Annotated in this window: 22 protein-coding genes; 7 read left to right on the top strand and 15 right to left on the bottom strand. The window is 74.4% G+C overall.

Annotated features, from left to right (window positions below):
- Positions 1 to 99 precede the first annotated feature (99 nt).
- A complete protein-coding gene (locus IEX99_RS13500; RefSeq protein ID WP_188901082.1) occupies positions 100 to 1293 on the bottom strand; it encodes a CaiB/BaiF CoA transferase family protein in 1194 nt (397 codons plus the stop codon).
- Between the two features lie 131 nt (positions 1294 to 1424).
- Here IEX99_RS13500 and IEX99_RS13495 point away from each other — a divergent pair, with 131 nt between their 5' ends.
- The gene (locus tag IEX99_RS13495) at positions 1425 to 1877 is read left to right on the top strand and encodes a PaaI family thioesterase (protein WP_188901080.1); all 453 of its coding nucleotides are present in this window, start codon (positions 1425 to 1427) and stop codon (positions 1875 to 1877) included.
- The gene (locus IEX99_RS13490) at positions 1874 to 2647 is read left to right on the top strand and encodes an enoyl-CoA hydratase/isomerase family protein (protein ID WP_188901079.1); all 774 of its coding nucleotides are present in this window, start codon (positions 1874 to 1876) and stop codon (positions 2645 to 2647) included. Before IEX99_RS13495 ends, IEX99_RS13490 begins: the two co-directional genes overlap by 4 nt.
- Positions 2648 to 2693: 46 nt before the next feature.
- On the opposite strand, the gene IEX99_RS13485 is transcribed toward IEX99_RS13490, so the two are convergent.
- From IEX99_RS13485 to IEX99_RS13475, 3 genes are all read right to left on the bottom strand, one after another.
- Positions 2694 to 4130 carry an NAD-dependent succinate-semialdehyde dehydrogenase gene (locus tag IEX99_RS13485; RefSeq protein ID WP_188901077.1) on the bottom strand — a complete coding sequence of 479 codons (1437 nt, stop codon included), beginning with the start codon at positions 4128 to 4130 and terminating at the stop codon, positions 2694 to 2696.
- Between the two features lie 57 nt (positions 4131 to 4187).
- On the bottom strand, positions 4188 to 5129 hold the full coding sequence (locus tag IEX99_RS13480) for a dioxygenase family protein (RefSeq protein WP_188901075.1): 942 nt from the start codon (positions 5127 to 5129) through the stop codon (positions 4188 to 4190).
- 76 nt (positions 5130 to 5205) lie between these two features.
- Positions 5206 to 6186 (bottom strand): Bug family tripartite tricarboxylate transporter substrate binding protein, encoded by a 981-nt coding sequence (locus IEX99_RS13475; protein ID WP_188901073.1) that lies wholly within the window; start codon positions 6184 to 6186, stop codon positions 5206 to 5208.
- 166 nt (positions 6187 to 6352) lie between these two features.
- On the opposite strand from IEX99_RS13475, the gene IEX99_RS13470 reads away from it, so the two are divergent.
- Both IEX99_RS13470 and IEX99_RS13465 read left to right on the top strand, forming a co-directional pair.
- On the top strand, positions 6353 to 7402 hold the full coding sequence (locus tag IEX99_RS13470; RefSeq protein ID WP_188901071.1) for a 5-methyltetrahydropteroyltriglutamate--homocysteine methyltransferase: 1050 nt from the start codon (positions 6353 to 6355) through the stop codon (positions 7400 to 7402).
- 74 nt (positions 7403 to 7476) lie between these two features.
- Positions 7477 to 8919: an amidohydrolase family protein gene (locus IEX99_RS13465; RefSeq protein ID WP_188901069.1), complete on the top strand. Its 1443-nt coding sequence runs from the start codon at positions 7477 to 7479 to the stop codon at positions 8917 to 8919.
- Between the two features lie 66 nt (positions 8920 to 8985).
- Here IEX99_RS13465 and IEX99_RS13460 read toward each other — a convergent pair whose 3' ends face one another.
- From IEX99_RS13460 to IEX99_RS13425, 8 genes are all read right to left on the bottom strand, one after another.
- On the bottom strand, positions 8986 to 9993 hold the full coding sequence (locus IEX99_RS13460) for an asparaginase (protein ID WP_188901067.1): 1008 nt from the start codon (positions 9991 to 9993) through the stop codon (positions 8986 to 8988).
- Positions 9990 to 10889 (bottom strand): NAD(P)-dependent oxidoreductase, encoded by a 900-nt coding sequence (locus IEX99_RS13455; protein ID WP_188901065.1) that lies wholly within the window; start codon positions 10887 to 10889, stop codon positions 9990 to 9992. Before IEX99_RS13455 ends, IEX99_RS13460 begins: the two co-directional genes overlap by 4 nt.
- Positions 10886 to 13261 (bottom strand): xanthine dehydrogenase family protein molybdopterin-binding subunit, encoded by a 2376-nt coding sequence (locus IEX99_RS13450; RefSeq protein ID WP_188901063.1) that lies wholly within the window; start codon positions 13259 to 13261, stop codon positions 10886 to 10888. Before IEX99_RS13450 ends, IEX99_RS13455 begins: the two co-directional genes overlap by 4 nt.
- Positions 13258 to 14313, bottom strand: coding sequence for an ABC transporter ATP-binding protein (locus tag IEX99_RS13445; RefSeq protein WP_188901061.1), 1056 nt, complete (start codon positions 14311 to 14313; stop codon positions 13258 to 13260). Before IEX99_RS13445 ends, IEX99_RS13450 begins: the two co-directional genes overlap by 4 nt.
- A gap of 6 nt (positions 14314 to 14319) precedes the next feature.
- A complete protein-coding gene (locus IEX99_RS13440) occupies positions 14320 to 15285 on the bottom strand; it encodes a carbohydrate ABC transporter permease (protein WP_229678017.1) in 966 nt (321 codons plus the stop codon).
- The gene (locus IEX99_RS13435; protein ID WP_188901059.1) at positions 15282 to 16160 is read right to left on the bottom strand and encodes a carbohydrate ABC transporter permease; all 879 of its coding nucleotides are present in this window, start codon (positions 16158 to 16160) and stop codon (positions 15282 to 15284) included. Before IEX99_RS13435 ends, IEX99_RS13440 begins: the two co-directional genes overlap by 4 nt.
- A gap of 4 nt (positions 16161 to 16164) precedes the next feature.
- Complete coding sequence (locus IEX99_RS13430; RefSeq protein ID WP_188901057.1) at positions 16165 to 17505, bottom strand: ABC transporter substrate-binding protein; 1341 nt, start codon at positions 17503 to 17505, stop codon at positions 16165 to 16167.
- Positions 17506 to 17589: 84 nt separating this feature from the next.
- Entirely contained in the window at positions 17590 to 18855 is a 1266-nt protein-coding gene (locus IEX99_RS13425; RefSeq protein ID WP_188901055.1) for a glycosyltransferase family 4 protein, read from the bottom strand.
- Between the two features lie 197 nt (positions 18856 to 19052).
- Here IEX99_RS13425 and IEX99_RS13420 point away from each other — a divergent pair, with 197 nt between their 5' ends.
- Positions 19053 to 20792, top strand: a complete 1740-nt coding sequence (locus tag IEX99_RS13420; RefSeq protein WP_188901053.1) for an alpha-amylase family glycosyl hydrolase — start codon at positions 19053 to 19055, stop codon at positions 20790 to 20792.
- A 139-nt stretch (positions 20793 to 20931) separates the two neighbouring features.
- Here the strand turns inward: IEX99_RS13420 and IEX99_RS13415 are convergent, their stop codons facing one another.
- On the bottom strand, positions 20932 to 21264 hold the full coding sequence (locus IEX99_RS13415) for a hypothetical protein (RefSeq protein ID WP_188901051.1): 333 nt from the start codon (positions 21262 to 21264) through the stop codon (positions 20932 to 20934).
- A 186-nt stretch (positions 21265 to 21450) separates the two neighbouring features.
- Positions 21451 to 22701 (bottom strand): MFS transporter, encoded by a 1251-nt coding sequence (locus IEX99_RS13410; RefSeq protein WP_188901049.1) that lies wholly within the window; start codon positions 22699 to 22701, stop codon positions 21451 to 21453.
- A gap of 1447 nt (positions 22702 to 24148) precedes the next feature.
- On the opposite strand from IEX99_RS13410, the gene IEX99_RS13405 reads away from it, so the two are divergent.
- Together IEX99_RS13405 and IEX99_RS13400 are read left to right on the top strand one after the other, a co-directional pair.
- A complete protein-coding gene (locus tag IEX99_RS13405; protein ID WP_188901048.1) occupies positions 24149 to 24916 on the top strand; it encodes a LuxR family transcriptional regulator in 768 nt (255 codons plus the stop codon).
- A gap of 594 nt (positions 24917 to 25510) precedes the next feature.
- Positions 25511 to 26338, top strand: coding sequence for a LuxR C-terminal-related transcriptional regulator (locus IEX99_RS13400; protein ID WP_188901046.1), 828 nt, complete (start codon positions 25511 to 25513; stop codon positions 26336 to 26338).
- A gap of 192 nt (positions 26339 to 26530) precedes the next feature.
- Here the strand turns inward: IEX99_RS13400 and IEX99_RS13395 are convergent.
- On the bottom strand, positions 26531 to 26987 hold a 457-nt coding region (locus IEX99_RS13395; RefSeq protein WP_188901044.1), incomplete at its 5' end, for a M10 family metallopeptidase C-terminal domain-containing protein.

The following is a 26987-nucleotide window of genomic DNA, read 5'->3' as shown; positions in this document are numbered from 1 at the left end:
CTGCGGCGACGCCTGGAACTGGCTCGCCCATCAGCCCGAGCGCAGCACCGCCATCGCCTCACCCGCCTACGCACAGGTCAACTTCTGATGCCGCGCGTATCAGACGGCCCGCTGCGCGCGCAGCGCGGCCACGTCCTCGTTCGAATACCCCAGTTCGCGGAGGATCGCCTCCGTGTCCGCGCCGAGCCGCGGCGGCGGCGAATCCACGCGCGGCCCGCCGTGCGCGAACTTGAAGGCGGCGACCGGCACGCCGAACGGCCCCTCGATGCCCGGCGCGCCCTCCGGAAACCGGTGCACGACGTTGCGGGTGGCGAGGTGCGGATCGGCCATCGCCTCGTCCAGCCGCCGCACCCGCGCCGCCGGGACGTGGCGGGCCTGGAGGAACTCCTCCCACTCGTCCGCCGTGCGCGTCAGCATGATCTCGCGCAGCAGCGCCGCCTCGCGGTCGCGGTCGGCGGTGCGCGCCTCGTTGTCGGCCTTGGCCATCTCCGGATGGCCGAGCGCGGCCCAGAGCCGCCTCTGCTGGCGCAGGTTGCTCGCCCCCAGCATCACCAGCCCGTCCTTGGTCCGGTAGGCGCTGTTGGTCGCGTGCAGGTGGTCGTTGCCGTTCGGCCTCGCCACCTTGCCGTTGCGCATGTAGGTGGTGAGGTGCGAGGCCATCATCATCATCGCCACGTCCAGCATGGCGAGGTCTATGCGCTGCCCGCGCCCGGTCCTCTCCCGCTGGAACAGCGCCGCGGAGAGCGCGAAGGCGCCCATCGTGCCGGTCGCGTAGTCGATGGCCGGCGAGCCGAACTTGATCGGGTTCACCTCCGGCGTCCCCGTCGTCGCCATGATGCCGGAGGTCGCCTGGATGACATGGTCGTAGGCCGTCTGCGCGCCGCGCGGCCCCTCCTGCCCGAAGGCGGAGATCGAGCAGTAGATGATGCGCGGATTGAACTCCGACACCGCCTCGTAGCCGAGGCCGAGCGCCTCGAAGGCGCCGGGGCGGTAGTTCTCCACCAGCACGTCGGCGCCGGCGAGCAGGCGGCGCATCACCTCGCGCCCGCCCTCGGTCTTGAGGTCGAGCGTGATCGAGCGCTTGTTCGCACCCTGCGTCAGGAAGTAGGTCCCCATGCTGCGGCGGTTGAGCGCGAGGTCGCCGCCGCTGTCCCGGCTCTGGTCCGGCTCCTCCGGATGCTCGACCTTGATCACGTCCGCCCCGAGCAGCGCGAGCTGGTAGGCGGCGAACGGCCCCGCCAGCACGTGCGTCGCGTCGATGATGCGGATGCCTTCGAACGGCCGGGCGGTCATGGGGCGCTTCCCTCGCGGCAACGGTTGCTCCGCGCCCATGAACCCACGGCGCGGGCCGGACCGCAAGCGCGCCGGCTTGTCCGTGGCCGCGGCGGGCCCTAGAAGGCGCCGGGAAAGGAGCTTGCCGCGCCGTGCACGAACGCGTCGAGGATCCGGCCGCCATCGGCTGGGAGAGGGTGAGGGACTCCGGCTTCCCCGAGGCGATCGGCGCCTTCTGGATGCGCCGCGAGGGCGAGGGCACCCGCGCCTACGGCGTGCTGACCGACCCGCGCCACAACAACGGCCGCGGCGTCGTGCACGGCGGCATCCTCGCCAGCATCATGGACCACGCGCTCGGCAAGACCGTGCGCGAGGCGGTGCGGCCGCTACGCTGCGCCACCATCCAGCTCGACCTGCACTACCTCGCCCCGGTGATGCCGGGCGACTTCGTCGAGGCGCGCGGCGAGGTCGTGCGCAGGACGCGCTCCGTCGTCTTCGTCCGCGGCCACCTCGCGGTCGGCGGGCGGCAGGTGCTGTCCGCGAACGGCATCTGGAAGGTGCTGGAAAGCAGCCGCCGCGAGGGAATCGAGGGAGGCGTGGCATGACCAGGGATGCCGGCGGGCCGCCGACGCTCGCCGTCGAGGGCGCGGTCGCCACCATCCGGCTCAACCGCCCGGGGGTGCACAACCGCATCGAGCCGGCCGACCTGGTCGCGCTGCACGGCCTGCTCGACCGCATCGAGGCGCAGCCCGGCCTGCGCGTCCTCGTGCTCACCGCGACCGGCAAGTCGTTCAGCGCCGGCTTCCACATCGGCGCCCTCGGCGCCGGCGAGGAGAAGGAGGACGAGGACGCCTTCGGCCGCTTCGCCGACCGGCTGGAGCGCGTGCGCCTGCCCAGCATCTGCGCGCTGAACGGCGGGGTCTATGGCGGCGCGACCGACCTCGCGCTGGCCTGCGACTTCCGCATCGGCGTGACGGGGATGGCGATGTTCATGCCGGCGGCGCGGCTCGGCCTGCACTACTACCCGGGCGGCCTGCAGCGCTACGTCAGCCGGCTCGGCCTCAACACCGCCAAGCGCATGTTCCTGCTCGCCGAGCGGTTCGAGGCGGAGGACCTGCTCCGCGTCGGCTACCTCGACGAGCTGGTGCCGCCGGAGCGGCTGATGCCGCGCGTCGCCGAGATCGCGGCGACGCTGGCGGAGAACGCGCCGCTCGCCGTGCAGGGCATGAAGGCGGCGCTGAACGACATCGCCCGCGGCGACGCGGACCTGAAGGCGATCGCCGAACGCGCGGCGGCGGCGAAGCGCTCCAGCGACATGGCCGAGGGCCGCGCCGCCTGGATGGAGAAGCGCAAGCCGCGCTTCACCGGCACCTGAAGGGCCGCGCGCCGCCGGCGCCGGAGCGCCGGCGGCCGCGCCCGGCCTAGAGCCCGGCCTGGGTGACGAACTTCGTGTTCAGATAGGCCTCGATCGCCTCCGACCCGCCCTCGGAGCCGTAGCCGGAATCCTTCACCCCGCCGAACGGCACCTCCGGCAGCGCCAGGCCGAGGTGGTTGATCGTCATCATCCCGGTCTCGACCTTGGCCGCGATCGCGTTCGCGGTCTTGGCCGAGCGGGTGAAGGCGTAGGCGGCGAGGCCGTAGGGCAGCCGGTTCGCCTCCTCCACCACCTCCTCGAACTCGCGGAAGGGCGCGATCATGGCGACGGGGCCGAAGGGCTCCTCGTTCATCATGCGCGCCTCCTTCGGCACGTCGGTCAGCACCGTCGGCTGGTAGAAGTAGCCCTTGTTGCCGATGCGCTCGCCGCCGGTCCGCACCGTGGCGCCCTTCTGCCGCGCGTCCGCCACCAGGCCCTCGACCCAGGGGATGCGCCGCTCGTGCGCGAGCGGGCCCATCTGCGTTCCCGGCTCCAGCCCGTTGCCGACCTTCACCGCCCTGGCGGCGGCGACGAACTTCTCGACGAAGGGCTCGTAGAGCTTCTCCTGCACGAGGAAGCGCGTCGGCGAGACGCAGACCTGCCCGGCGTTGCGGAACTTCGCCCCCGCGAGCAGCCTCACCGCGTGGTCGAGGTCGGCGTCCTCGAACACGATCGCCGGCGCGTGCCCGCCGAGCTCCATCGTCACCCGCTTCATGTGCCGCCCGGCGAGCGCGGCGAGCTGCTTGCCGACCGCGGTCGAGCCGGTGAAGGTCACCTTGCGGATCACCGGATGCGGGATCAGGTACTCGCTGATCTCGGCCGGCACGCCATAGACGTAGTTCGCCACCCCCGGCGGCAGCCCGGCGTCGAGGAAGGCGCGCAGCAGCTCGGCCGGCGAGGCCGGCGTCTCCTCCGGCGGCTTGACGATGATCGAGCAGCCGGTCGCCACCGCCGCCGAGAGCTTGCGCACCACCTGGTTGATCGGGAAGTTCCACGGCGTGAACGCCGCCACCGGGCCGACCGGCTCCTTGATCACGAGCTGGTAGATGCCCTCGCCGCGCGCCGGGATCACGCGGCCGTAGGCGCGCCGGCCCTCCTCGGCGAACCAGTCGATGATGTCGGCGCCGGCCAGCACCTCCATCCTCGCCTCGCCGAGCGGCTTGCCCTGCTCCATCGTCAGCAGCCGCGCCACCTCGTCGGCGCGCGCGCGGAAGATGTCGGCCGCCTTGCGCATCAGCTTGTAGCGGTCGAAGGCGGGGACCCTGCTCCAGGCCGCGAAGCCCTTCTCGGCCGCCGCCAGCGCCTCGTCGAGGTCGGCGCGGCCCGCCTTGGCGACGGTGCCGATCTGCTCCTCCGTCGCCGGGTTCAGCACCGGCAGCGCCTCGCCCGAGCGGCTCTTGCGCCACTCGCCGTTGATGTGGAGCAGGACGTCAGGATAGCTCATCGCGATCTCTCTCCCGGAACGCGTTCCGTCTGCAGATAGGGCCGCCGGCGGCCGGCGTCACCCGGCGGGCGATCCCTGCGCCGCGGCGGCGACCGCCAGCCGCGACGGGTCGGCACCGACCCGCCCGCTCGTCGTCCCCGCGGCGAGCGGCGAGAGGCGGAAGTCGTAGCGCACCGCGGGCAGGTCCGGCCGCGGCGAATCCGGCAGGCCCGTGCGCTCGCTCACGATCAGCGAGTCGGAGACGCCGAACACCGTGTCGCTGGCGATGTGCGGGTCGTCGGCGAAATAGAGCGCCGTCACCAGGTCCTGGTATCCCGGCGCGGTGACCAGGACGTGGATGTGCGCCGGCCGGTGGCCGTGCCGCCCCTGCTGGCGCACGAGCCGCCCCACCGGGCCGCCCATCGGCACCGAGTAGCCGAGCGGCTTGACGGTGCGCAGGTGGTAGCGCCCCTCGGCGTCGCAGCGCAGCCGCCCGCGCATGTCCACGGTCGCGGGGTCCTCCGCCTGCAGGTCGTAGCGCCCCGCCGCGTCGGCCTGCCAGAGGTCCATGGTCGCGCCCGGCACCGGCGCGCCCGCGGCGTCCGTCACCCGCCCGAACAGCAGGATCTCCTTGCCGCCCGCGCTCTCCGGCCGCGCGGCGAGCGATCCGCCGAGCGGCACCTCCGGCGCGTCCTCGCGGAAGAACGGCCCGAGCAGGCTGGTCGCCGTCGCCCCCTCCGCCCTGCTGCGCGCGTCGTGCATGACGTTGACCAGCCGCGACAGGCCGAGCACGTCGGAGAGCAGGATGAACTCCTGCCGTCGCGGCGTGCAGGCCTGCCCGACGGCGGTGACGAAGGCGATGCCGGCCAGCCATTCCTCCGGCGTCAGCTCGACCTCGCGCGCGAAGTCGTGCAGGTGGCGCACCGCGCTCTCGAGGATGCGCTTCAGCCGCGGGTCCGGCGTGCCGGCGATGCGGTCGAGCACCGCCTCGGTGATGGCGAACCTGTCGAGGTCCTTCATGCCGTCCTCCTCCGCCCGCGCGGCGCCGGGCCGGGCCCCGGCGCGGCCGAACGGTGCGCGCGCCGGGCGGCCCCGGTCAATCCGGGCGGATGCCGCCCGCCCGGATGACCTCCCGCCAGGTCGCGATCTCCTCGCGCGTCAGGGTCGCCAGCCGCTCGGCCGGGCCGCCGACCGGGTCCACGCCCTGGGCCCGCAGGCTCGCCTGCGCCTCCGGGTCGGACAGGAAGCGGTTCACCGCCTCGTTGAGCCGCGCGACGATCGGCGCCGGCGTCCCGGCCGGGGCGTAGAGCCCCCACCAGGCGACGACGACGAAGCCGGGCAGCCCGGCCTCCACCATGGTCGGCACGTCCGGCAGCCCCTCGGTGCGCCGGTCCGAGGTGACGGCGACGGCGCGGATCGAGCCCTCGCGGATGTGCGGGCCGAGGGCGAGGAAGTGGTAGAACATCGCGTCCACCTTCCCCGAGATCAGGTCCGTCACCGCCTGGGCGCCGCTGCGGTAGGGCACGTGCACGGTCTCGATGCCGGCGCGCCGGTCGAGCATCACCTGCGAGAGATGCCCGGTCGTGCCGTTGCCCGCCGAGGCGAAGGTCAGGGTCCCCGGCCGCCGCTTCGCCAGCGCGATCAGCTCGGCGAGGTTCGCCGCCTCCAGCCCGCGCCGCACCGCGAGCACGGCGGGCGTGGCGCCGAAGGGCGCGATCGGCGTGAAGTCGCGCACCGGGTCGAAGCCGATGTCGGGATAGAGGCTGACGTTGATCGCGTGCGTGCCGATGGTGCCGAGCACCAGCGTGTAGCCGTCCGGCGCCGCCTTCGCGACCTGGGCGGTGCCGACATTGCCGCCCGCGCCGCTGCGGTTGTCCACGACGAAGGACTGGCCGAAGGCGCGGCTCAGGTGCTGCGCCAGCAGCCGGCCGACGCTGTCCGTCGTCGTGCCGGCGGCGAAGGGGATGACCAGCCGCACGGGGCGCGCGGGCCAGTCCTCCGCCCCCGCCACGGGCAGCGGCGCGGCGGCGAGCGCGGCGGCGCCGAGGAGGATGGCGCGACGTTCGATGGAGCGCATCTCGCGATCTCTCGCTGTGGGCCGATGCCACGCCCCGGCCGTCCGGACGGGCCCGCGGTTTCTCCCCCGGCCGCGGGCGCGCGGTCAAGCCGGGCGGCGGCGGCCCACTTGCCGCTGCCCGCGCCATCGCCCATAGGGCGAGGCCGCCGGGAGAGAGATCCGAACCATGACCGCCAGGACCGAGACCGCGCTCCTGCCCACCACCGTCGTCGGCAGCTACCCGCAGCCGGAATGGCTGATCCACCGCGATGTCCTGCTCGGCCACCTGGTCCCGCGCGTGCGCGCCCGCGGCTTCTGGCGCCCGGACCCGGAGGTGCTGGAGCAGGCGCAGGACGACGCCACCCTGCTCGCCATCCGCGACATGGAGCGCGCCGGCATCGACATCATCACCGACGGCGAGATCCGGCGCGAGAGCTACTCCAACCGCTTCGCCCTGGCGCTCGAGGGCATAGACGCCGAGAACCCGGGCGAGATCACCAGCCGCGGCGGCAAGCCGACCCAGGTGCCCCGCGTCGTCGGCCCGATCCGGCGCCGCGGCCCGGTCGAGCGGCGCGACGTGGAGTTCCTGCGCGCCAACACCGACCGGCGGATCAAGATCACGCTCCCCGGCCCCTTCACCCTGTCGCAGCAGGCGGTGGACGCGCACTACGGCGACGAGGAGGCGATGGCGATGGCCTACGCCGCCGCCGTCGCCGAGGAGGCGCGCGACCTCAAGGCGGCCGGCGCCGACGTGATCCAGCTCGACGAGCCCTGGCTGCAGGCGCGGCCGGAGGCGGCGCGGCGCTACGGGGTGAAGGTCATCAACCGGGCGCTGGAGGGCGTGCCGGGCCCCACCGTCGTGCACCTCTGCTTCGGCTACGCGCACCAGGTGAAGGACAAGCCGAGCACCGGCTACTCCTTCCTGCCCCAGCTCGCCGACTGCGTCGCCGACCAGATCTCGATCGAGGCGGCGCAGCCGCGGCTCGACCTCGGCATCCTGCGCGACCTGGCGCCGAAGACGATCCTGCTCGGCGTGCTCGACCTCGGCACGGCGGAGGTGGAGACGGCGGAGCAGGTCGCGGCGCGCATCCGCGCCGGCCTCGCCCACCTGCCGGCGGAACGGCTCATCCCCGCGCCCGACTGCGGCATGAAGTACCTCCCGCGCGAGCGGGCCTTCGCCAAGCTGCGCGCCCTGGCCGAGGGCGCCGCGATCGTCCGGCGCGCGCTCGCGGGCTGAGTCCCGCAGGGGGGCTTCCCGCCGCGCGCGGACCGCGCCTAGCCTCGCCGCCGCAGAGGAGGAAGGCGGCACCCATGACCGACGTCACCCTGGTGCGCAACGCCCGGTTCGCCATCGCCTGGGACGCGCAGACGCAGCAGCACGTCTATCGCACCGGCCTGGACGTGGCCTTCGCCGGCGGCGCGATCACCCATGTCGGCCCGGCCTACGCCGGCCCCGCCCCCGCGCGGGTGATCGAGGGCGGCGACCTGATGGTGATGCCGGGCCTCGTCAACCTCCATGCCCACCCCTCCAGCGAGCCGCTGAACAAGGGCATGTGGGACGAGGTCGGCAGCCGCGGCCTCTACAACACCTCGCTCTACGAATACCTCGCCGTGCTGCGCCCGGACGCCGAGGGCATCCGCGCCTGCTACGGCGTCGCGCTCGCGGAGCTGCTGCTCTCCGGCGTCACCACCCTCTGCGACCTCTCGATGCCGAGCGAGGGCTGGCTCGACATCCTCGCCGCCTCCGGCCTGCGCGTCTGCGTCGCGCCGATGTTCCGCTCCGGGCGCTGGTTCACCCGCAACGGCCATCGCGTCGAGTACGAGTGGGACGAGAAGGCCGGCCGCGCCGCCTTCGAGGCGGCGATGCGCGAGCTCGACAAGGCCGCGCAGCACCCCTCGGGCCGCCTCTCCGGCATGGTCGCGCCGGCGCAGATCGACACCTGCACCCCCGAGCTGCTGCGCGAGTCCTACGCCGAGGCGGAGCGCCGCCGCCTGCCCTTCCAGGTCCACACCGCCCAGTCGCTCGCCGAGTTCCACGAGATGACGCGCCGGCACGGCATGACGCCGGTCGGGTGGATGAAGCACCTCGGCATTCTCGGCCCGCGCAGCATCCTCGGCCACGCGATCTTCCTCGACCACCATCCCTGGACCCACTGGCCCGACGCCGGCACCGACCTCCGGCTGCTCGCCGAGGCGGGGGCGACGGTGGCGCACTGCCCGACCGTGTTCGCCCGGCGCGGCATCGCGCTCGACCATTTCGGGCGCTACCGCCGGGCGGGGGTGAACATGGGGATCGGCACCGACGTCTATCCCCACAACATGCTCGACGAGATGCGGCTCGTCTCCTACGTGGCGCGCGTGGTGGCGGGGAACCCGCGCGAGACGATGGTGGCGGACATCTTCGCCGCGGCGACGGTCGGCGGCGCGCGGGCCCTGGGGCGCGAGGACATCGGCCGCCTCGCGCCCGGCTGCAAGGCGGACCTGGTGCTCGTGGACTGCGCCCACCCGATGATGCGCCCCTGCCGCGACCCGCTGCGCTCGCTCGTCTATTCGGCGTCGGAACGGGCGGTGAGGCACGTCTTCGTGGACGGGACGCAGGTGGTGCGCGACGGCCGCGTGCTGACGATCGACCACGCGGCGGCGGCGGCGGCGCTGGAGGAGGCGCAGCGCCGGGCGCTGGAGCGGATCCCGGAGCTCGACTGGGCGGGACGGACCGCGGACCGGATCGCGCCGCCCGCGCTCCCCTGGGCGTGAGGGGCCGTCCCGGCCGGCGCGGGCCCGCGGATGCCGCATGGCCGGCCCGGGCGCGGCGGCGCGCGGCTACGCCGCCTGCGGCAGCGTGATCGCGACGCGGCCCACGACACGGCCGTTGCTGTCGCGGACCGGGGGCTCCACCGCCTCGCACAACGCCTCGGCGGCCGTCGCGTCGAGCAGCCCGATACGTCCGAGCAGCATCGTGAGCACGCCCATCTTCGCGCGCGACGCGCCGTCGGCGATCTTCACCGCGATGCCGAGCCCGCGGTCCGGCACGAAGGCGACGACGAAGCCCTCGGCGCCGCCCTTGACCAGCACCCGGCCCTCGGTGGCGCGGATCAGGCGGCTGGTCGGCTGGTCGCGCCCCGAAAGGTGGTCCGGATGCGCCCGCATCGCCGCATGGATGCGGCGGATCGCGTCGCGGCGCGACTCGGACGCCGCCGCGGCCGCCGCGTGCCGCGCCGCGGCGCGCGCCATGTCGCCCACGGACAGCGCGAGCGCCGGCAGGCCGCAGCCGTCCACGCCCCGCGGCAGCGCCGCCGCATCGCGCCCGAGCAGCTCCGAGAAGGCCGCGAGGAAGAGGCGCTGCGCGAGGTGCGCCGGGTCGTCGTAGCCGGCCGCCGGCGCCCCGATCCGCCGCGCCACGCTGAGGAAGCCGCAATGCTTGCCCGAGCAGTTGTGGAACACGCGCGACCGCCCGCCGCCGGCGCGCAGCCACGCCGCCTGGTCCTCCGCGCCGCGCGGCAGGTCGGGGCCGCAGACCAGCGCCTCCTCCCCCAGGCCGAGACGGCGCAGCCAGTCGCGCACCAGCGCCACCTGGAAGTCCTCCGCCCGATGCGACGCGCAGGCGAGCGCGATGTGCTCGTCGCCCAGCCCGAGCGCGTCGGCGGCGCCGGACTCCACCAGGCCGATCGCCTGGAAGGGCTTGAGGGCGGAGCGGGGAAAGGTGACGAAGCCCGGATCGCCCCGGGCGTGCAGCACGCGCCCCGTTGCGTCGGCAACCGCGGCGACGCCGTGGTGCACGCTCTCGACGCAGGGGCCGCGCCAGACCTCGGCAAGCCTCGCGAAGCTCATGCGCCGGCGGAAGCCCCGCCATAGACGCGGATGAGGGCCTGCGTGCCGCGCTCCGCCCCGCCCGGTTCCGCCTGCACCCGCTCGAACAGCCGCTTCGCCAGCGCGAGGCCGGGAAGGTCGAGGCGCATCCGCTCCGCCTCCGCCAGGGCGATGCCGAGATCCTTGAGGAAGTGCTTCACCATGAAGCCCGGCGCGTAGTCCCCGGCGAGCATCTTCGGCCCCTGCACGGCAAGCTGCGCCGATCCCGCCGCGCCCGGTCCGAGCGCCGCCAGCAGCTTCGCCCCGTCGAGCCCCGCCGCGCGCGCATAGGCGAGGCCCTCGGCCACGCCCATCACCGTGGAGGCGATGACGATCTGGTTCGCCATCTTGGTGTGCTGCCCCGCGCCGGGCCCGCCCATGTGGTTGATCGTCCTGCCCATGCGCTCGAACACCGGCCGCGCGCGCTCGAACGCCGCCGCCTCGCCGCCGACCATGATCGAGAGCGTGGCGTTGCGCGCCCCGACATCGCCGCCCGAGACCGGCGCATCCAGCGCCTGCACCCCGCGCGCCGCCGCCTCGCGCGCGATGCGCACGGCGAGCGAGGGCGAGGAGGTGGTCATGTCGATCAGCAGCGTGCCCGGCCGGGCGTGGGCGATCAGGCCCTGCGGGCCGAGGTAGATCTCCTCGACATCGGCGGGGAAGCCGACGATGGTGATGACGATGTCGCTCGCCGCGGCGACCGCGGCGGGCGAGTCCGCCCAGGCGGCGCCGGCATCCAGAAGCGGCTGCGCGCGCGCCCTGCTGCGGTTGAAGACCGTCAGCGGGTGGCCCGCGCGCAGCAGATGGCCGGCCATGGGCCCGCCCATGATGCCGGTGCCGATGAAGCCGATGCGCTCCGGCGCGCCCGTGCCGCTCATGCCTCGCTCCTTCCCTGCAGCGCGGCCCAGATGCGCGCGGGCGTGGCGGGCTGGCGCTCCAGCCGCGCGCCGCGCCGGGCCAGCGCGTCGTTGACCGCGTTCATCAGCGCCCCGATCGCGCCCATCACCCCGCCCTCGGCCATGCCCTTGAGGCCCGCGGGCGTGCGCGGGTTCGGCGTGTCGTGGTGCAGCAGCTCGAAGGCCGGCAGGTCGTCGGCGCGGGCGAGCGCGTAGTCCATGAAGGTGGCGGCGAGCATCTGCCCGTCCGCGCCGTAGGCGGAGTGCTCCAGCATCGCGCCGGAGAGGCCCATCGCCGTCGCGCCGTGGGTCTGCCCGGCGACGACGAGCGGGTTGATCCTCCGCCCCGCGTCCTCGGCGACGACGTAGCGCAGGACGGAGAGCGCGCCCGTCTCCGGGTCGATCTCCACCGCGCAGGCGTGGGTGGAGTTGGCGTAGGTCATCGCCGGCGGGTCGTAGGCGAGCACCTGGTGCAGCCCGGGCTCCATCCCCGGCGGCAGGCGCAGCGGGTCGAGATGGGCGAGCCGCGCGATCTCGGCGAGCGTCGGCCCCGCCGGCGCCCAGCCCTCGGCCGTGCGCTGCACCACCCTGCCCTCGCGCAGGTCGAGGCCGTCGGCGCTGTTGCGGCCGAGCAGGACGGCGGCGATCTCCAGCACCTTCGCCTTCAGCCGGAGCCCGGCGAGGTAGAGCGCCCCGCCCCCCGCCGTCGCCCCGCGCGCGCCGCGGCTGCCCATGCCGTAGGGCGCGATGTCGGTGTGGCCGAGCTGCACCGCCACCTCCTCCACCGCGCAGCCGAGGCCGGCGGCGACGGCCTGCGCCAGCGTCGTCTCGTAGCCCTGGCCGGAGCCCATCAGGCCGCAGGAGGCGATCACCGCCCCCGAGGGCTCGACCCGGACCACCGCCGCCTCGTGCCCCGAACCGGGGATGCCGGCGGCCTTGTAGAAGGCGCTGCCGTAGGTGGTGCTCTCGATCACCGTGCACAGGCCGAGGCCGAGCAGCCGCCGCGGTTCCGCCGCCTGGCGCGCGCGCCATCCGTCGTAGCCGAGCCCCGCCGCCGCCGCCTCCAGCGTCGCGAGTGGGCTCACCGCGTCGTAGCGTTCGCCGGTGGCGGTGGTGAAGGGCAGGTCGGCGTCGGTGATCGAATTGCGCCGCCGCACCTCCAGCGGATCGAGGCCGAGCTCGCGCGCGATCGCGTCCATCGTCCCCTCCATCACCCAGGAGGCGATGGCCATCGGCGCCCGCATCGGCCCGGAGGGGCACTTGTTGGTGAGGAACACCTCGACCTCGTAGCCGTACTCCCTCACCCGGTAGGGCCCGGGCAGGATCAGCGCCACCACCCGCGCCATGTAGTTCGCGGGGAAGAAGCACCAGGCGCCGAAGTCGCTGCGGATGCGGCAGGCGAGGGCGAGCAGGCGCCCGTCCTCGGCGACGGCGGCGCGCGTCGTCACCTCCTCCTCGCGCGCGTGCAGCGCGGCGGCGAGGTTCTCGCTCCGCGTCTCGCGCCAGCGCACCGGGCGATTCAGCATCCGCGCCGCGGCGGCGCAGGCGAGGTCCTCGCGCAGCGGCACGATCTTCTGGCCGAAGCCGCCGCCCATGTCGGGCGCGACCACCGTCACCTGCCACTCCCGCAGGCCGAGCCGCGCCGCCAGCGCGCTGCGGTAGGGATGCGGCGCCTGGGTGCCGACATGCATGGTCAGGTGCTCGCGCCCGGCATCCCAGACCGCGAGGCAGCCGCGCGGCTCCATCGGCGCGTGGGTCTGGCGCTGCTGGCCGAAGCGCGCCTCCACCACCCGTGCCGCGCGGGCGAAGGCGGCGGCGAGGCCGGGGGTCGCGAATTCCTGGCGCGAGACGCGGTTGGAGGGGAGCGCCGGGTCCACCCGCGGCGCATCCGGCGCCTCCGCCGCGGCGAGCGAGGCCACGGCGGGGAGCGGCTCGTACTCCACCTCGACCCGCTCGGCCGCCTCCTCGGCCGCGGCGCGCGTCTCCGCCAGCACCAGCGCCACCGGATCGCCGACGAAGCGCGCGACATCGCGCGGCAGCGGCGGCATCTCGACCGGATGCAGCCCCTCGATCGGCGGCGCGAGGCGGAGCGGCGCCACCAGGCGGGCGATGTCCGCGCCGTCCAGCACCGCGACCACGCCGGGCAGGGCCCGCGCCGCGGCGGCCTCCACCGCGAGGATGCGCGCATGGGCGTGCGGGCTGCGGACGAACGCCGCGTGCAGCGCGCGCGGCGCCTCGATGTCGTCGAGGAAGCGGCCGGCGCCGGTGAGCAGCCGGCGGTCCTCGCGCCGGCGCAGCGGCCGGCCGAGCGGCCCGTCCGGCGCGGGCGGCGGCGCGGGGGCGGCGGCGCTCATGCGATGCGCCGCTCGGTGGCGCGGTCGAACAGGTGCAGCCGCGCCGGGTCCACCCCGACCTCGATCCCCTCCCCCTCCCGCACCCGCCATCCCTTGGGCACGCGGAGCGTGAGGCTGGTGCCGGCCGGGCCGGAGACCTCCGCATAGGTGTCCGAGCCGAGCGGCGAGACCAGCTCGACGCGTCCGGCGAGCGGAACGAGGTGCGGCGCCGGCGCCTCCACGTCCTCCGGCCGCAGCCCGAGCACCACCTCGCGCCCCGGCTCGGCGCGCGGCGCCGGCAGGCGCAGCTCGGCACGGCGGAAGGCGCCGTCCTCGATCCGCCCCTCGATCAGGTTGATCGGCGGGCTGCCGAGGAAGCCGGCGACGAACAGGTTCGCCGGCCGCTCGTAGATCCCCTCCGGCGTGTCGAGCTGCTGGATCAGCCCGCCGCGCATCACCGCGATGCGGTCGGCGAGCGTCATCGCCTCCGCCTGGTCGTGGGTGACGTAGACGAAGGTGGCGCGGAGCTGGTGGTGCAGCCGCTTGATCAGCGAGCGCATCGAGAGCCGCAGCGCGGCATCGAGGTTGGAGAGCGGCTCGTCCATCAGGAACGCCGCCGGGTTGCGCACGATCGCCCGCCCCAGCGCCACCCGCTGGCGCTGCCCGCCCGAGAGCTGGTGCGGCCGGCGGTCGAGGAGATGCGCGATCTCGAGCTGCTCGGCCGCGGCGCGCACGGCGCGCTCGATCCCGGCGCGCGGGGTGCGGCGCAGGCGCAGCGGGAAGGCGATGTTCTCGAACACCGTCTTGTTGGGGTAGAGGGCGTAGGACTGGAACACCATCGCCACCTCGCGCCGGTGCGGCGGCAGCCAGGTGACGTCGCGCCCGTCGAACAGCAGGCGGCCCTCGCTCGCCTCCTCGAGCCCGGCGATCAGGTTCAGCGTCGTGGTCTTGCCGCAGCCCGAGGGGCCGAGCAGCACCATGAACTCGCCGTGCGCGATGGTGAGGTCGAGCGCGTCGAGGGCGGTGACGGCGCCGTAGCGCTTGGTCAGCGCCTCGCAGACGATCGTCGCCATCGCCCGCTAGCCCTTCACCGCCCCGGCGGTGAGGCCGGAGACGATGTAGCGCTGGAACAGCACGGCGAGCAGCACCGGCGGCACGATGGCGATCACGCCGGCGGCGTTGACGAAGGAGAAGCTGGTGGTGAAATCCATCACGAAGCCCGAGATCACGATCGGCAGGGTCTGCGCCTCGACGTTCTGCGTCAGCACCAGGGCGAAGACGAACTCGTTCCAGCTCGTCAGGAAGGCGAAGGTCAGCGCCGCCACCAGCGCCGGCAGCGACAGCGGCAGGTAGACCTGGCGCAGCGCGCCCCAGTGCCCGCATCCGTCCACCCGCGCGGCGCGGTAGAGGTCGCGCGGGATGCCCTCGAAGTAGGAGATCAGGATGAAGATGGTGAACGGCACCGTCACCGCGAGGTAGGTGACGACCAGCGCCGCCAGGCTGTTGATCAGGCCGAGGGCGCGGATCACCAGGAACAGCGGCACCACCAGCGCGATGTCCGGGATCACCCGCGTCGCCAGCACCGTGTAGAGCGTGGCGCGCCGCCCGCGGAAGTCGATCACCGCGATGGCGTAGGCGGCGGTGAGCGAGAGCAGCAGGTTGAGCGCCGCCACCCACAGCCCGACGACCAGGCTGTTGCGGAGCGAGGGCAGCAGGTTCTGCGCCCCGGTGGGCAGGAAGCCGCCGGTCGCCGGGTCGCCCTGGCGGCGCGTCTCGTAGGTGACGACGCGCTCCCCGGCGCGGAAGATCGCCTCGAAATTGGCGAGCGTCGGCTCGGGCGGCAGCCAGTTGGGCGGCACCGCCGTCGCCTGCGCCTCGGTCTGCAGCGAGGAGGAGACGAGCCAGGCGACCGGCCCCGCGACGTAGAGCACGAACAGCAGCGAGAAGGCCGCGAGCAGCAGCCCGCGCCCGAGCCGCGGCGCGACCGGGCGCCGCGCCGCGGCGCGCCCGGGCGGCGGGGCGCGGCGATCCTCCGCCCCGCTCACAGCCGCCGCCCCAGGAAGCGGATGAACAGGTAGGAGAGGAGGAAGGTCGCCATCGCCAGGATGTAGGAGAGCGCCGCCCCGGTGCCGAAGCGGAGCGAGCGGAAGGTCTCGACGTAGATGAACCAGGAGAGGGTGAAGCTCGCGTCCCCCGGCCCGCCCTGGGTCATGATCAGGAACAGGTCGAAGTGGCGGATGCTGATCATCGTCTCGTAGACCAGCACCAGCATCAGCCCCGGCCGCAGCGCCGGCAGGGTGACGTGCAGGAAGCGCCGGAACGTCCCCGCCCCGTCCACCTTGGCGGCGCGGTAGAGGTCCTCCGGGATCGCCTTCATGGTCACGATCAGGAGCAGCGCCGCGAGCGGCATCTGCTTCCACACCGCGGCGTTGGCGATCAGCAGCAGCGTCAGGTCCGGGTCGCCGAGCCAGGCGCGGTAGCGCTCCAGCACCCCGAGCTGCACCAGGAGCCCGTTGAGCAGGCCGTAGCTCGGGTCGTAGATCCACTTCCACATCAGGCCGTTGACGACCGAGGGCGTCGCCCAGGGCAGCAGCAGCAGGGCGTTCAGCAGGCGCTGCCCGGGGAAGGCCTCGTTCAGCAGCAGCGCCACCAGCACGGCGAGCACGGTGGTCGCCGCCACCGTCACCACCGTGTACACGGTGGTGCGCGCCACCGCGATCCAGAAGCGCTCGTCGGCGAACACCCGCAGGTAGTTGTCGAGCCCGACGAAGGGCCGCCGCAGCGGCCGCGTCAGCACCACGTCGTGCAGGCTGATCCAGAAGGAGTAGAGGATCGGAAAGGCGGCGACCACAAGCAGCACCGCCACCACGGGGAACACCAGGAGCGCGGCGGCGCGCTCGTCGTAGCCGAGGCGGAGCACGGCGCTACCGGAAGGCCCGCCGCAGCTCGGTCCATTTCGCCGCCGCCGCGCGCATCGCCGCCTCCGGCTCGGCGCGGCCGAGGCAGACGCTCTGCCACGCCTGGTTCGCCGTCTCCACCCACTCGCCGAACCAGGGCGAGATCACGTCCTTCTTGCGCGTCCGCGCCGACTGCGCCGCGATCACCGCGCCGCCGCCCTCGCCCGCCCAGCGCGTCCAGAAGCCCTGCACCTCCGGGTCCTGGTTCAGCGGCAGGGTGCAGAAGGGCAGGCCGAGGTCCGTCAGCAGCAGCTTCTGCATCGAGTAGTTGCCGGCGGTGTCGCGGCCGCCGAAGAACTCGATGAAGCGCGCCGCCCGCTCGCGCCGGGCGCGGTCGTTCTTCGCCCCCGGCGTCATGCCGTAGAAGCGGATCCAGCCGCAGGTCTCGTTCGTCCCCTCCGGCCCGCCCTTCGGCATCAGCGCCAGCCGGATCCTGCCCGCCGCCTGCGACTGCGAGGGGTCGTTCAGCGCCCGGATGCGGTAGGTGGGCACGATGGCGAAGGCATGCGCGCCGGAGCCGAAGGCGCGCAGCCCGTTGATCTCCGCCGTCTCCACCGCCCCCGGCGAGACAATGCGGTGGGTGTGGATCGCCTCGCGCAGGAAGCGCGCCGCGCGCACCGCGCCGCGGGCGGGATCGGCCATCACCGCCTCGCCGCGCTCGTCCACGAAGCGCCCGCCGTGGCTGAACACCAGGGCGGAGACGAACTCGATCAGCCAGGTGTCGGCGGCGAGGCTGAGCAGCAGCGGATACTCCGCGATCCCCTGCTGCTTGATGCGCAGGCTGGCCTGCACGACCTCGTCCCAGGTCGCCGGCGGCTGCGGGATGCCGGCGCGCTGCAGCAGCTCGGCGTTGACCATGAAGCTCATGTGGTCGCCGTAGTAGGCGAGGCCGTATTGCCGCCCGCGGTAGCGCATGGACTGCGTGCAGTACTCCGCGGCCTCGGCGTTGTACTTCATCAGTTCGGGGATGTCGTCGATGTTCGCCAGCCAGCCGGCCTCGGCGAACTCGGGCAGCCAGGCGTCGGAGATCCAGCTCACGTCGATCGGCGCGTTGCCGACGAGGCGCGTCACCAGGGCGGTGCGGAACTGCGCCCAGGGGAAGTTCTCGTAGTTGACGCGGATCCCGGTCGCGCGCTCGAAGGCGCTGATCTGCGCGCGCACCTGGTCCACCGCCGCCGACCAGCCGATGAAGTTCACCGTCCCCCCGGCCTGGGCGCGGGCCGCGCGGGCGCCGAGCCCGGCGGCGCCGAGCGCCGCCGCCGACCCGGTCGCGGCCAGCAATCCGCGTCTTGCGAGAACTCCCGCCATGGCGTGACTCTCCGTTCGCTCGAGTGTGCAAATCCTCGCGCCGGGCGGGCGAGCCTGTCCAGCCCGGATGCCGCGCCGCACGCGTCACTCCCCGGCCGGCGCCGGGATCGCCGCGGTGCCCGGCCTGCCCGCCGCCACCGCGTCGAACAGCGCCACCTGCCGCGGCAGGCAGACGGTGCGGAGGTCGTACCGCTCCACCGCCGTCCGCCGCGCCTCGGCACGCAGCGGCGCGTGGCGCTCGGGGGCGGTCAGCGCGCCCACCACCGTGTCCGCCAGCTCCCCCACCGAGTGGAAGTCCACGAGCAGCCCGTTCTCGCCGTGCCGGACCACCTCCTCCACCGGCGGCGTGGCCGAGCCGATGACGAGCGCCCCGCAGCCCATCGCCTCGATCATGCTCCAGGAGAGCACGAAGGGATAGGTCAGGTACACGTGCGCCCGCGTCACCCGGAACAGCGCCAGCAGCTCCGGATGCGGGATGCGGCCGACGAAGTGGATGCGCGAGAGGTCGAGGCGGCCATCGAGCTCCTTCAGCAGGTGGGCCTTCCAGCTCCCGCCGCCCGGCGCCAGGCGGCCATAGCCGCGCTCCTCGCCGCCGACGACGACCACCTGCGCCGCCGGACGGCGCCCGAGGATCGCCGGCAGGGCGCGCATGAAGACGTCGAAGCCCCGATAGGGTTCGAGGTTGCGCGAGACGAAGCTCACCACCTCGTCGCCGCGGCGCAGCACCCGGCCATCCGGCAGCGCGAACTCGGCCGGCCCCTCCGGCGTCGCGGCCGCATCGGTGTCCACGCCCTCGTGCACCACCGAGATGCGGTGGCGCAGCAGCGGCGAATAGCGGCTGCGCTGCCACACCGTCGGGCTCACGCCCCAGTCGCAGGATTCGAGCGAGAGGAGCTGCGTGATGTTCAGCGTCCGCACCCGCGCCATCTCGTCGATCGTCACTTCCTGCTGCGGATCGAAGCCGACGTCGCCGCCGCGCGCGTTGTAGTAGTATTCGCAGTAGTAGAGCAGGCGCGCATCCGGGAAGACGTCGCGCAGGTAGAGTCCCTCGCCCCATCCGGGGTGGCAGCAGATGATGTCGGGCCGGAATCCCTGCCGCTGCAGCCCGACGCAGGCCTGGGCGGCCGCCTGGCCGCGGCGCACCGCCCCCTCGATCGGGCGCAGGTAGCGGTGGGTCTTCTCGCCCGGCCCCTGCGGCGGGGGGTAGCGGACGTGCTGCACGCCGGGCAGCGCGATGTTCGGCCGCTCGCCGAGGCCGATCACCCGCGCCCCCTTGCGCCGCGCGATCGCGGGCGCGAGGTGCCGGTACTGCCCCGGAAAGTTCTGGTGGACGAAGAGCGCCTGGACCACCTGGCCGATCCCCCCTGACCGCTGCGGGCGCGGGCGCCTTCATGCCCGGCCGCGCCGGGCTCCGCAACGCCATCCCCGGGCGCCGCCGGCGCCGCGCGCGTCGCGCGGAGGACGGCCTTGCGCAACGCCCGGCACCGCGCCATCACGCGGATCGGCCCGCCCGATTTTCAACCTCTCCGTCCGAGCCGGAACCCGCCATGCCCCCCGCGGCCGAGGAGCGCTGCGACGCCGTGCCCTGGTGGCGCGGTGCGGTGCTCTATCAAGTCTATCCGCGCAGCTTCCGCGATTCGAACGGCGACGGCCTCGGCGACCTGCCGGGTCTCCTCGACGGCCTCGACCACATCGCGGGGCTCGGCGGGGTGGACGCGATCTGGGTCTGCCCCTTCTACCTCTCGCCGCAACGCGACTTCGGCTACGACGTGGCCGACCACTGCGCGGTGGACCCCGCGTTCGGCCGCGTCGAGGATGTGGACCGCCTGGTCGTCGCCGCACATGACCGCGGCCTCCGCCTGCTGCTCGACCTCGTCCCCGGCCACACCTCGGACCGGCACCCCTGGTTCCTGGAGAGCCGCGCCGCCCGCCGCGGCCCGCGCGCCGACTGGTACGTCTGGGCCGATCCGGCGCCGGACGGCACGCCGCCCAACAACTGGCTGTCCGTGTTCGGCGGCTCCGCCTGGAGCTGGGAGCCGCGGCGGCGCCAGTACTACCTCCACCATTTCCTCCCTTCCCAGCCGGCGCTGAACCTGCGCCACCCTGCGGTGCTCGACGCCCTCGAGCGGATCGCGCGGTTCTGGCTGGCGCGCGGGGTGGACGGCTTCCGGCTGGACGCGGTGGATTTCCTCGCCCACGATCCCGCGCTGCCCAGCAATCCGCCGGCGCCGCCGCCGGGAGGCGTGATCCCGGCCAAGCCCTTCGCGCTTCAGCACCACCGCCACGACATGCTCCACCCCGACGGGCGCGCGGTGCTGCGGCGCCTGCGCGCGGTGGCGGACCGTCATCCGGGCACGGCGCTGCTCGGCGAGGTCTCCTCCCAGCCGGGCGCCTTCGGCCGCATCGCCGCCTACACGGACGGCGACGACCTGCTCCACCTCGCCTATACGTTGGGCCCGCTGCGCAACGGCTTCGACCACGCCGCGGCGAGGACGCTGCTCGCCGCGGCGGCCGTCGGCGAGGGTCCCGGCGGCACGCTCTGCTGGTCCTTCAGCAACCACGACGTGCCGCGCGCCGCGAGCCGCTGGGCGCCGCCCGGCCATGCCGGCGATCCGCGCGTCGCCAGGCTGCTGCTCGCGCTGCTCCTCACCCTGCGCGGCGCCGCCTGCCTCTATCAGGGCGAGGAGCTCGGCCTGCCCGAGCCCGACCTGCCCTTCGAGGCGCTGCGCGACCCCTTCGGCCTCGCCTACTGGCCCGAGTACCGCGGCCGCGACGGCAGCCGCACGCCTATGCCCTGGCGCGCATCCGCACCGCATGCCGGCTTCACCGCACCGCACGCGACGCCCTGGCTGCCGGTGCCGCCGGAGCACCGGGCGCGCGCGGTGGACGCGCAGGAGGCCGACCCCGGCAGCGTGCTCGCCTTCACCCGGGAGATGCTGGCGCTGCGGCGCCGGCATCCCGCGCTGCGGCTCGGCGAGCTGCAGCCGCTCGACACGCCGTCGCCGCTGCTCGCCTTCCTGCGCAGCTGGCGGGGCGAGCGGCTGCTCTGCGCCTTCAATCTCGGCGCGGAGCCGATCCCCCTCCCCGCGGGCTGGCGCCCGGCGCTTGCGGGCACGCCGCCCGCGGCGCTGGGCCCGTTCGGCACGCTCTGCGCGCCGCTGCGCGAAGGCGCGCCCCTTGGGGTGCCCGACCACCGGCCGGCGGAGGCAGCGCCCTACGCGCCGGCCGAGCTGCGCCGGCCGGGCGGGTGGAGGACCGCGGACGGCTGGCAACCGCCGGCTGCGTGAATCGGCTCGACAGGCGGCGGGCGAGGTCCGTTGCGGCGGGCATGGCCGAGCGCAGCGGGCCTCGCGGCGCGCCCGCCTCACGGCACGGCGCGCGGCGCGAATCCGGGCGCCGCCGCGCGGGCGGGCGGCGCGGCCGGCATCAGCGGCCGCGCGATCCGCCGCGCCCGAACGCGCCGAGCAGACCGGCCACCAGCAACGTCGCGCCGATGGCGACCCCGATCGCCAGCAGCGGCCGCGCGCGGGCAGCGTCGCGCACCCACTCGGCCGCGTCGAGCGCGAGGTCCCGCCCCTCCTCGGCGTAGGCGCTGGCCGTGCGCGCCATCCGCGACGCCGCCGGCGTGGCGCGGTCCTCCACCAGCTCCTCGATCCGGCGCCAGAGCCGCGCCAGCTCCGCCCGCGTGTCGGCGGCGGCCTGCCGCCCGCGCATCTCCTCGCCGACCCGCCGCCCGATGTCCTCGGCCACCTCGCGCATCGTCCGTGACCGCCTCCTGCCCAGATCCGCGAGGAACCCGCCGAGGCCGCCGCCACCGCCGTCCGCTACCGCCATCGAACCGCTCCCCTCCGGAGGTTGCGACGCCTGAACGGCCGAGCCGCCCGCCGGTTCGTTCGGGCAAGGACCCGTGCGTGCCGGCCGCGCGCGTCGCGACGGCGGCGCGGTTCAGCCGGGCGCCGCTCCGCCGCGGCCGAGCCGGCGCAGCACCACGAGCCCCGCCAGGGTGACCAGCGCGAGGTGCCCGAAGCCGAGCCCCCAGCCGACGACGCTCCCCGCCCCGCCGCCGAGGTCCAGCGCCACGCCGACGCCGAGCGGGCCTAGGAACCCCCCCGCATAGCCGCACATGCTGTGCAGCCCCATGGTCGCGCCTCGCAGCCCCGGCTCCGCCGCCTGCACGGTCCCCGCGGTCAGCGCCGAGCTGTCGAGATAGACCGCCGCGTTCCACAGCAGCACCAGCAGCGCGGCGACCGCCACCGGCGCCGCCACCGCCCAGCCCGCGAGCAGCGACAGTGCCGCCGCCACGCCCATCGCCAGGCTCACCACGCGCAACCGCCCGAGGCGCTGCGCTGCCTCGTTCCCGGTCACCGAGACGGCGATCCCGGCCAGCCCGGCGAGGGTGAAGAGCGCGGTCGGGCCGGGCAGCCAGTCGGGGACGCCGCCCTCGCCCGCATGCGCGGCGGCCGCGGCGAGGAAGGTCACCGCCCACGCCCGCAGCGCCGCCAGTTCCCAGGTGTGCACCGTGTAGCCGGCGATCCAGGCCATGGCGCGGCGGTTGCGCAGCACCGGCCGGAAGTCGAGCAGCGCCCGCTGCCGGCGCGGGCCCTCCCCGTCCGCCGCCCCGCGCGCCGGCAGCGCGGTCGCCGGCACCACCGCGGCGACGATGCCGAAGGCGAGGCCGGCGGCGGCGGCGCCGAGCAGGAAGGCCGCTCCCGGCCCGGCCAGCGCGTCGCACAGCCCCGCGACGGCGAACGACGCGGCACCGGAGATGCCGACGCCGGCCGCGTGCCACGACACGGCGCGCGACTGCGCCGCGCCCTCGAGCGGATCGGCGATCGCCTTCAGCCCCGGCATGTAGGCCCCCGCCCAGCCGACGCCGGCCAGCGCGCGCAGCGCCAGCGCCGACCAGAACCCCTCGGCGAGCGTGGCGAAGCCGAGGTGCGCCAGCGCCGTGCACCCCGCACCCACGAGGTAGACGCGTCGCGCCGGCACCCGGTCGGTCAGCGCCACCAGCACCGGCACGGCCGCGACGTAGGCGGCGAAGAAGATGCCGAGCAGCCAGCCGGCCTCGGTATTCGAGAGCGACCAGCGCGCGATGTAGCCGGGCAGCAGGGCCGGCAGCGCGAAGGCGCCGAGCTGGGTGAGCACCTGCGCCGCGACGATGGCGGCGATGTAGCCGCGGCTTCCGGGCGGCGGCACGATCGGGCGGCGTGAGGCGTCGGGGTGGCGCATCCGCGCAGGAGAGCATGGCCGGGTCCGATTGTCGGGGGGCTTCGTTGCGGCCCTCGCATGTCGGGACCGCCGCGCGCCCGGCCTCCGCCCCGCCGCCGGGAGGCGCCCGATCCCGGAGAGTCCGCTCGGCCATGCCGGCTCGCGGGCATGACCACGGCCTGGGGGGTCGGACGCGGCGGAGCAGGCCCCCCCGCCACGCCGCACAGTCGGCGGACCTCGGCGCGAACGGGACGGACGGGCTCCGCGCCCGCAAGGAGGCAGCCATGATGTCCGGGCCTGGACCGATGGCGTTGCGCCGTCGCGACGATGGGGCATTCGACTTCGAGTTCCACCGCCGGCGCGCGCTGCTGCGCCGGATGTGGCAGGACCTGCTCGTGCGGGCGAGCACGCCGGTCCGCCGCGGTATTCATCGGGCGTTGGCGGTGGGAGCGCCCCTCTCGGCGCGGCGGCGCGAGGCGGCGGCCCGACCGTTCTCGGGCCAATGAGCGTGCGGCGGGAGAAACGCCGCCACCCCTCCGCGGCGCCCCGCCGGCCGGCTTCGCCCTCGCCTCGGCGCGGCTGTTCCGGACCGCTACTCGCGCTCCCGCCCACGCTGACTGCCGGCGCGGCGCCGCGCCGCGTCGCGCGACGGCGCGCTGGCGAGGCCCGGCTCGTCACGCCGCCAGTCGGGCATGCGCTGTCGTGATCCGGCCGTCACGCCGGCGCCCGTCCCGGCCGGCGCGATGAGACGCCGCCGCATGCGGGGCGCGCCCTGTTCGGGCCCGCGCCTGGCAATGTCGGACCACGATGATCCCGGACGCCGGGACCTCATTGCGGATTCGTTCGAAAATATCATTCCAGAAAATATCATGATCTTGCCATCGCTGCTCCTCTACCCATCGTGGAAAGAGATGGCCACAAAAATCCAAAAACAAGTCGTCAACAAAATGTTACACCTGCCGTATCTGTATTTGTCCTAAACACTAGGAACACTATCGGTTTCATTAAAAATTTGCCGGACAATGTCCAAGCTGATGTTCAGATTTGGTGTGACGCCATACTGCGAAAGACAACGCAAGGTTGTGGCGCGCCGCTGCCTCGCTCTTCGCTGGCCGGGATCCCTGCCGGGCCGCACGTGCGGCCGGCGGCGCCCCGCCCGACCACCGCCGTTCAAGCCAGGAGGGATCGGTTGGTGAAGGCTGCGCCGCTGCCGGCGGAGGACGCCCGCTGCGACCGGCGGAACCGGCCCCGCAGGCCCGGCGGCCGCCACGCGGCCACCGGACGAGCAGGACGACACGGGGCATGGCCGCAGAACGCCGCGGCGCGGGCCACAGCCGGCCAGGCCGCTCTGACGCCCTTTCGATCCGGACATCGCCTGAGGGGATGAAGCATGGAACCTGAGCATCCTGACAATGCCCGGCCTCGGGTTCTGCTGATGGACGACCTGCCCCTTCGCAGAGCCGGGCTCGCACGGCTGTTGGAAGGCTCGGCGGGTGCCGAGGGGCTCGACCTCGAGGTCATCGAGTCCGCGGCGTCCGCCATCGGCGTCGCGCCGCCGGGCGAGGTCCACCTCGTGCTGCTGAGCATCGGCGGGGCCTCGGCCGACGCGCCCGAGATCCAGGCGACGATGCTCGACCTGCGCCGGCACCACGCCGCGGCGCCGATCGCGGTGCTCGCGGACCGCTACGACGCCCCCGCCGTCGTCGCTGCGGCCAGGGCCGGCGCGCGCGCCTTCTTCACGGCGCGGATCGACCCGCCGGTGATGATCCGCGCGCTGCGCTTCGTCGTCGCCGGCGGCGCCTACTTCCCGCCCGACGCCCTGCTTGCCGGCGCGGACCTCGCGGGCGCCCTGGTCCGCGAGGGAACCGAGGATGCGGAAGGCGTCGGCCGCGTGGCCAGGCGCGCCGGAGCGCTCACCGCGCGCCAGGTCGAGGTCCTGAAGCTGCTCCGTGAAGGCCTGTCGAACAAGCGGATCGCCCGCGAACTGTCCATGTGCGAGTCGACGGTGAAGGTCCATGTCCGGCAGATCATGGTGAAGCTCGGCGCGTCCAACCGGACGCAGGCCGCCCTCTCCGCCGTCCGCCAGGGCGGCGCGGAACTGCCGCCTCCCGCGCCGCCGCCCTTCGTGATCCGGCCGAAGCCCGGATCCTCGGCGCTCCGTGCCCCCGCGGAGGAGCAGACGCGCCCTCTCGGGGCGGGTTAGGCCCTCTTCGGCGGCCTCGCCGGCCGCCCCGGCCAGGCAGGGGCGGGCGAGCCAGATCCGGTCCCGCCTTGCCCAGGCAGCCGACGGCAGACGCGACCGGGCGGCGAGCGGCTCGAGGGCCTCGTGACGACGACGGTCGCGGCGGCGTGTCCCGGGAAGGAAAACGACCGTGGTCCCCGCTCCGCCCTCGTTCGCCCGGCGCCCCCGGAGGTGCGGCCAACCGCGGCGCCGTGCTCGCCCCGGCCGCTCGTGCGACCGCCATACGGCAACCGGGGGCGCCGGCGCTGCCGCACCAAGCCTAACACTTTCAGCCGAATTCCTCTGCGCGCGACCTTGCCGTCCCGCTCCGGCTCGCCGCCGCCCCCCCTTCAAGGCTAAACGCACTACGCCTTCGGCTGGATTGTGCCAAGCGCCTGTAGGGGCTTACTTTTTCTGCAAGGCCTTTCCTTTCCTGCGAGGTCTATGCAGCGGGTCTTCCACCGGAAAGCAACGATTGGCGAACAGGGTCGGCCGCCGCTCGGCGACGCGTTCCCGCTGGAGTGACCGGGCCTCAGCGAAGCATCCGACCCCCTTGGAGGATGTGCGGAGCCTGCCATGCAAGAGACGGTCGCGGAAGCGGCGGCGGCGGCACCGGTCGTGATGGTCGTCGATTCGATGATTCTGCGCCGCGCCGGGCTGGCCAGGCTGATGCGCGAATGGGCCGAGGCGAACCGCGTCTCCGTCGCCGCGATTCCGCCCGACCTCGTCGCCGAGGCGGCGGCCGAGGCCCGACACTGCGCCCTGGCGGTGCTCAACCTCGGCGGGATGTCGCTCGCCGATCCGCTGGCGCTGGGCTGGCTCAGGACCCTCGCCGATTCCCTGCCGCGGACACCCCTCGCGGTGGTCTCGGACTGCGACAGCCCTGCCGAGGTGGTGACCGCGTTCCGCGCCGGCGCCCGCGGCTTCATCCCGACCAGCACGGATCCGGACGTGACGCTCCAGGCCTTCGCCTTCATCATGGGCGGCGGCTCCTACTTCCCGCCCGGGGCGCTGCTGAGCCCCCGGGGCGTCGGCCTCGCCCCGCGCGGCGCGACTCACGCCGCCGCGCGCAAGGGCGAGATCTCGGCGACCGCGTCCCCGAGCGCCCTCACCCAGCGGCAGCAGGCGGTCCTGAGCCGCCTCCAGGAAGGCCATTCCAACAAGGCCATCGCCCGCGCGCTCGGCATGAAGGAGCCGACGGTCAAGGTGCATGTCCGCCAGATCATGAAGAAGCTCGGCGCGGCGAACCGCACCCAGGCCGCGCTCGCTTCCGTCACCCTGCCGGTGCCGCGGTCCGCAACGGCTGCCGCGCCCTCCGCGCCGGCCGCCGACGATGCGTCCGGAGCGGAAAACCTCGCGCCGGCCCGCGAAGCCCACGACCGCGCGGCACCGACGACGCATTGATTGAGGGCCGATCGGCGCCGGCGGCGCCCGCGGCGGCAAGGCGCACGAAGGGCTCCGCACCCGGCGGGATTCGGCGGCCTCGACCCGATTTGCCCCGACCGTGCCCGGGCGGTTCGGGACGAGGCGCGCTCGCGCCGGCGCTTCACGCCCTGGCGTGCCCGCCTTCGGTGCGCACGCGCAGGGCGATCGCGGCTAGAGGAGCAGGTCGCTCTCCGAGATCATGGCCAGTCCCTGCAGGAAGACGCGCATGTCGGCCGAGGTGATCGCGCCGTTGCCGTCGACATCGAAGTCAATGATGAGCCCCGGGGTCCCGCTGACGCTCCCCAGGAAGTACCGCGCCGAGGCGACGCCGCCGCCGGCGAGGCCGCCGGTCCCCATCCACAGGAATCCCTGGTCGCCCGGTGCCGGACCGGCGTCGATCGCCTCGACGCTCAGCCTGTCCACGCCAGGCTCGAAGTCGGTGATCCAGTCGAAGGTGGCCGCCGCGCCTTCGGCGACCGAGTTGTAGAGGAACAGGTCCGCGCCGGCGCCGCCGGTCAGGCGGTCGGCCCCGGCGCCGCCGACCAGCGTGTCGTTGCCGTCGCCGCCGGAGAGCGTGTCGTTGCCGGCGCCGCCGATCAGCAGGTTGGCGCCGGCGGTCCCGGCCAGG

Origin of the sequence: Caldovatus sediminis (assembly GCF_014644455.1) — a bacterium.
In the GTDB taxonomy this organism is placed as follows: domain Bacteria; phylum Pseudomonadota; class Alphaproteobacteria; order Acetobacterales; family Acetobacteraceae; genus Caldovatus; species Caldovatus sediminis.
This window is presented reverse-complemented; position numbering and strand designations above follow the sequence as displayed.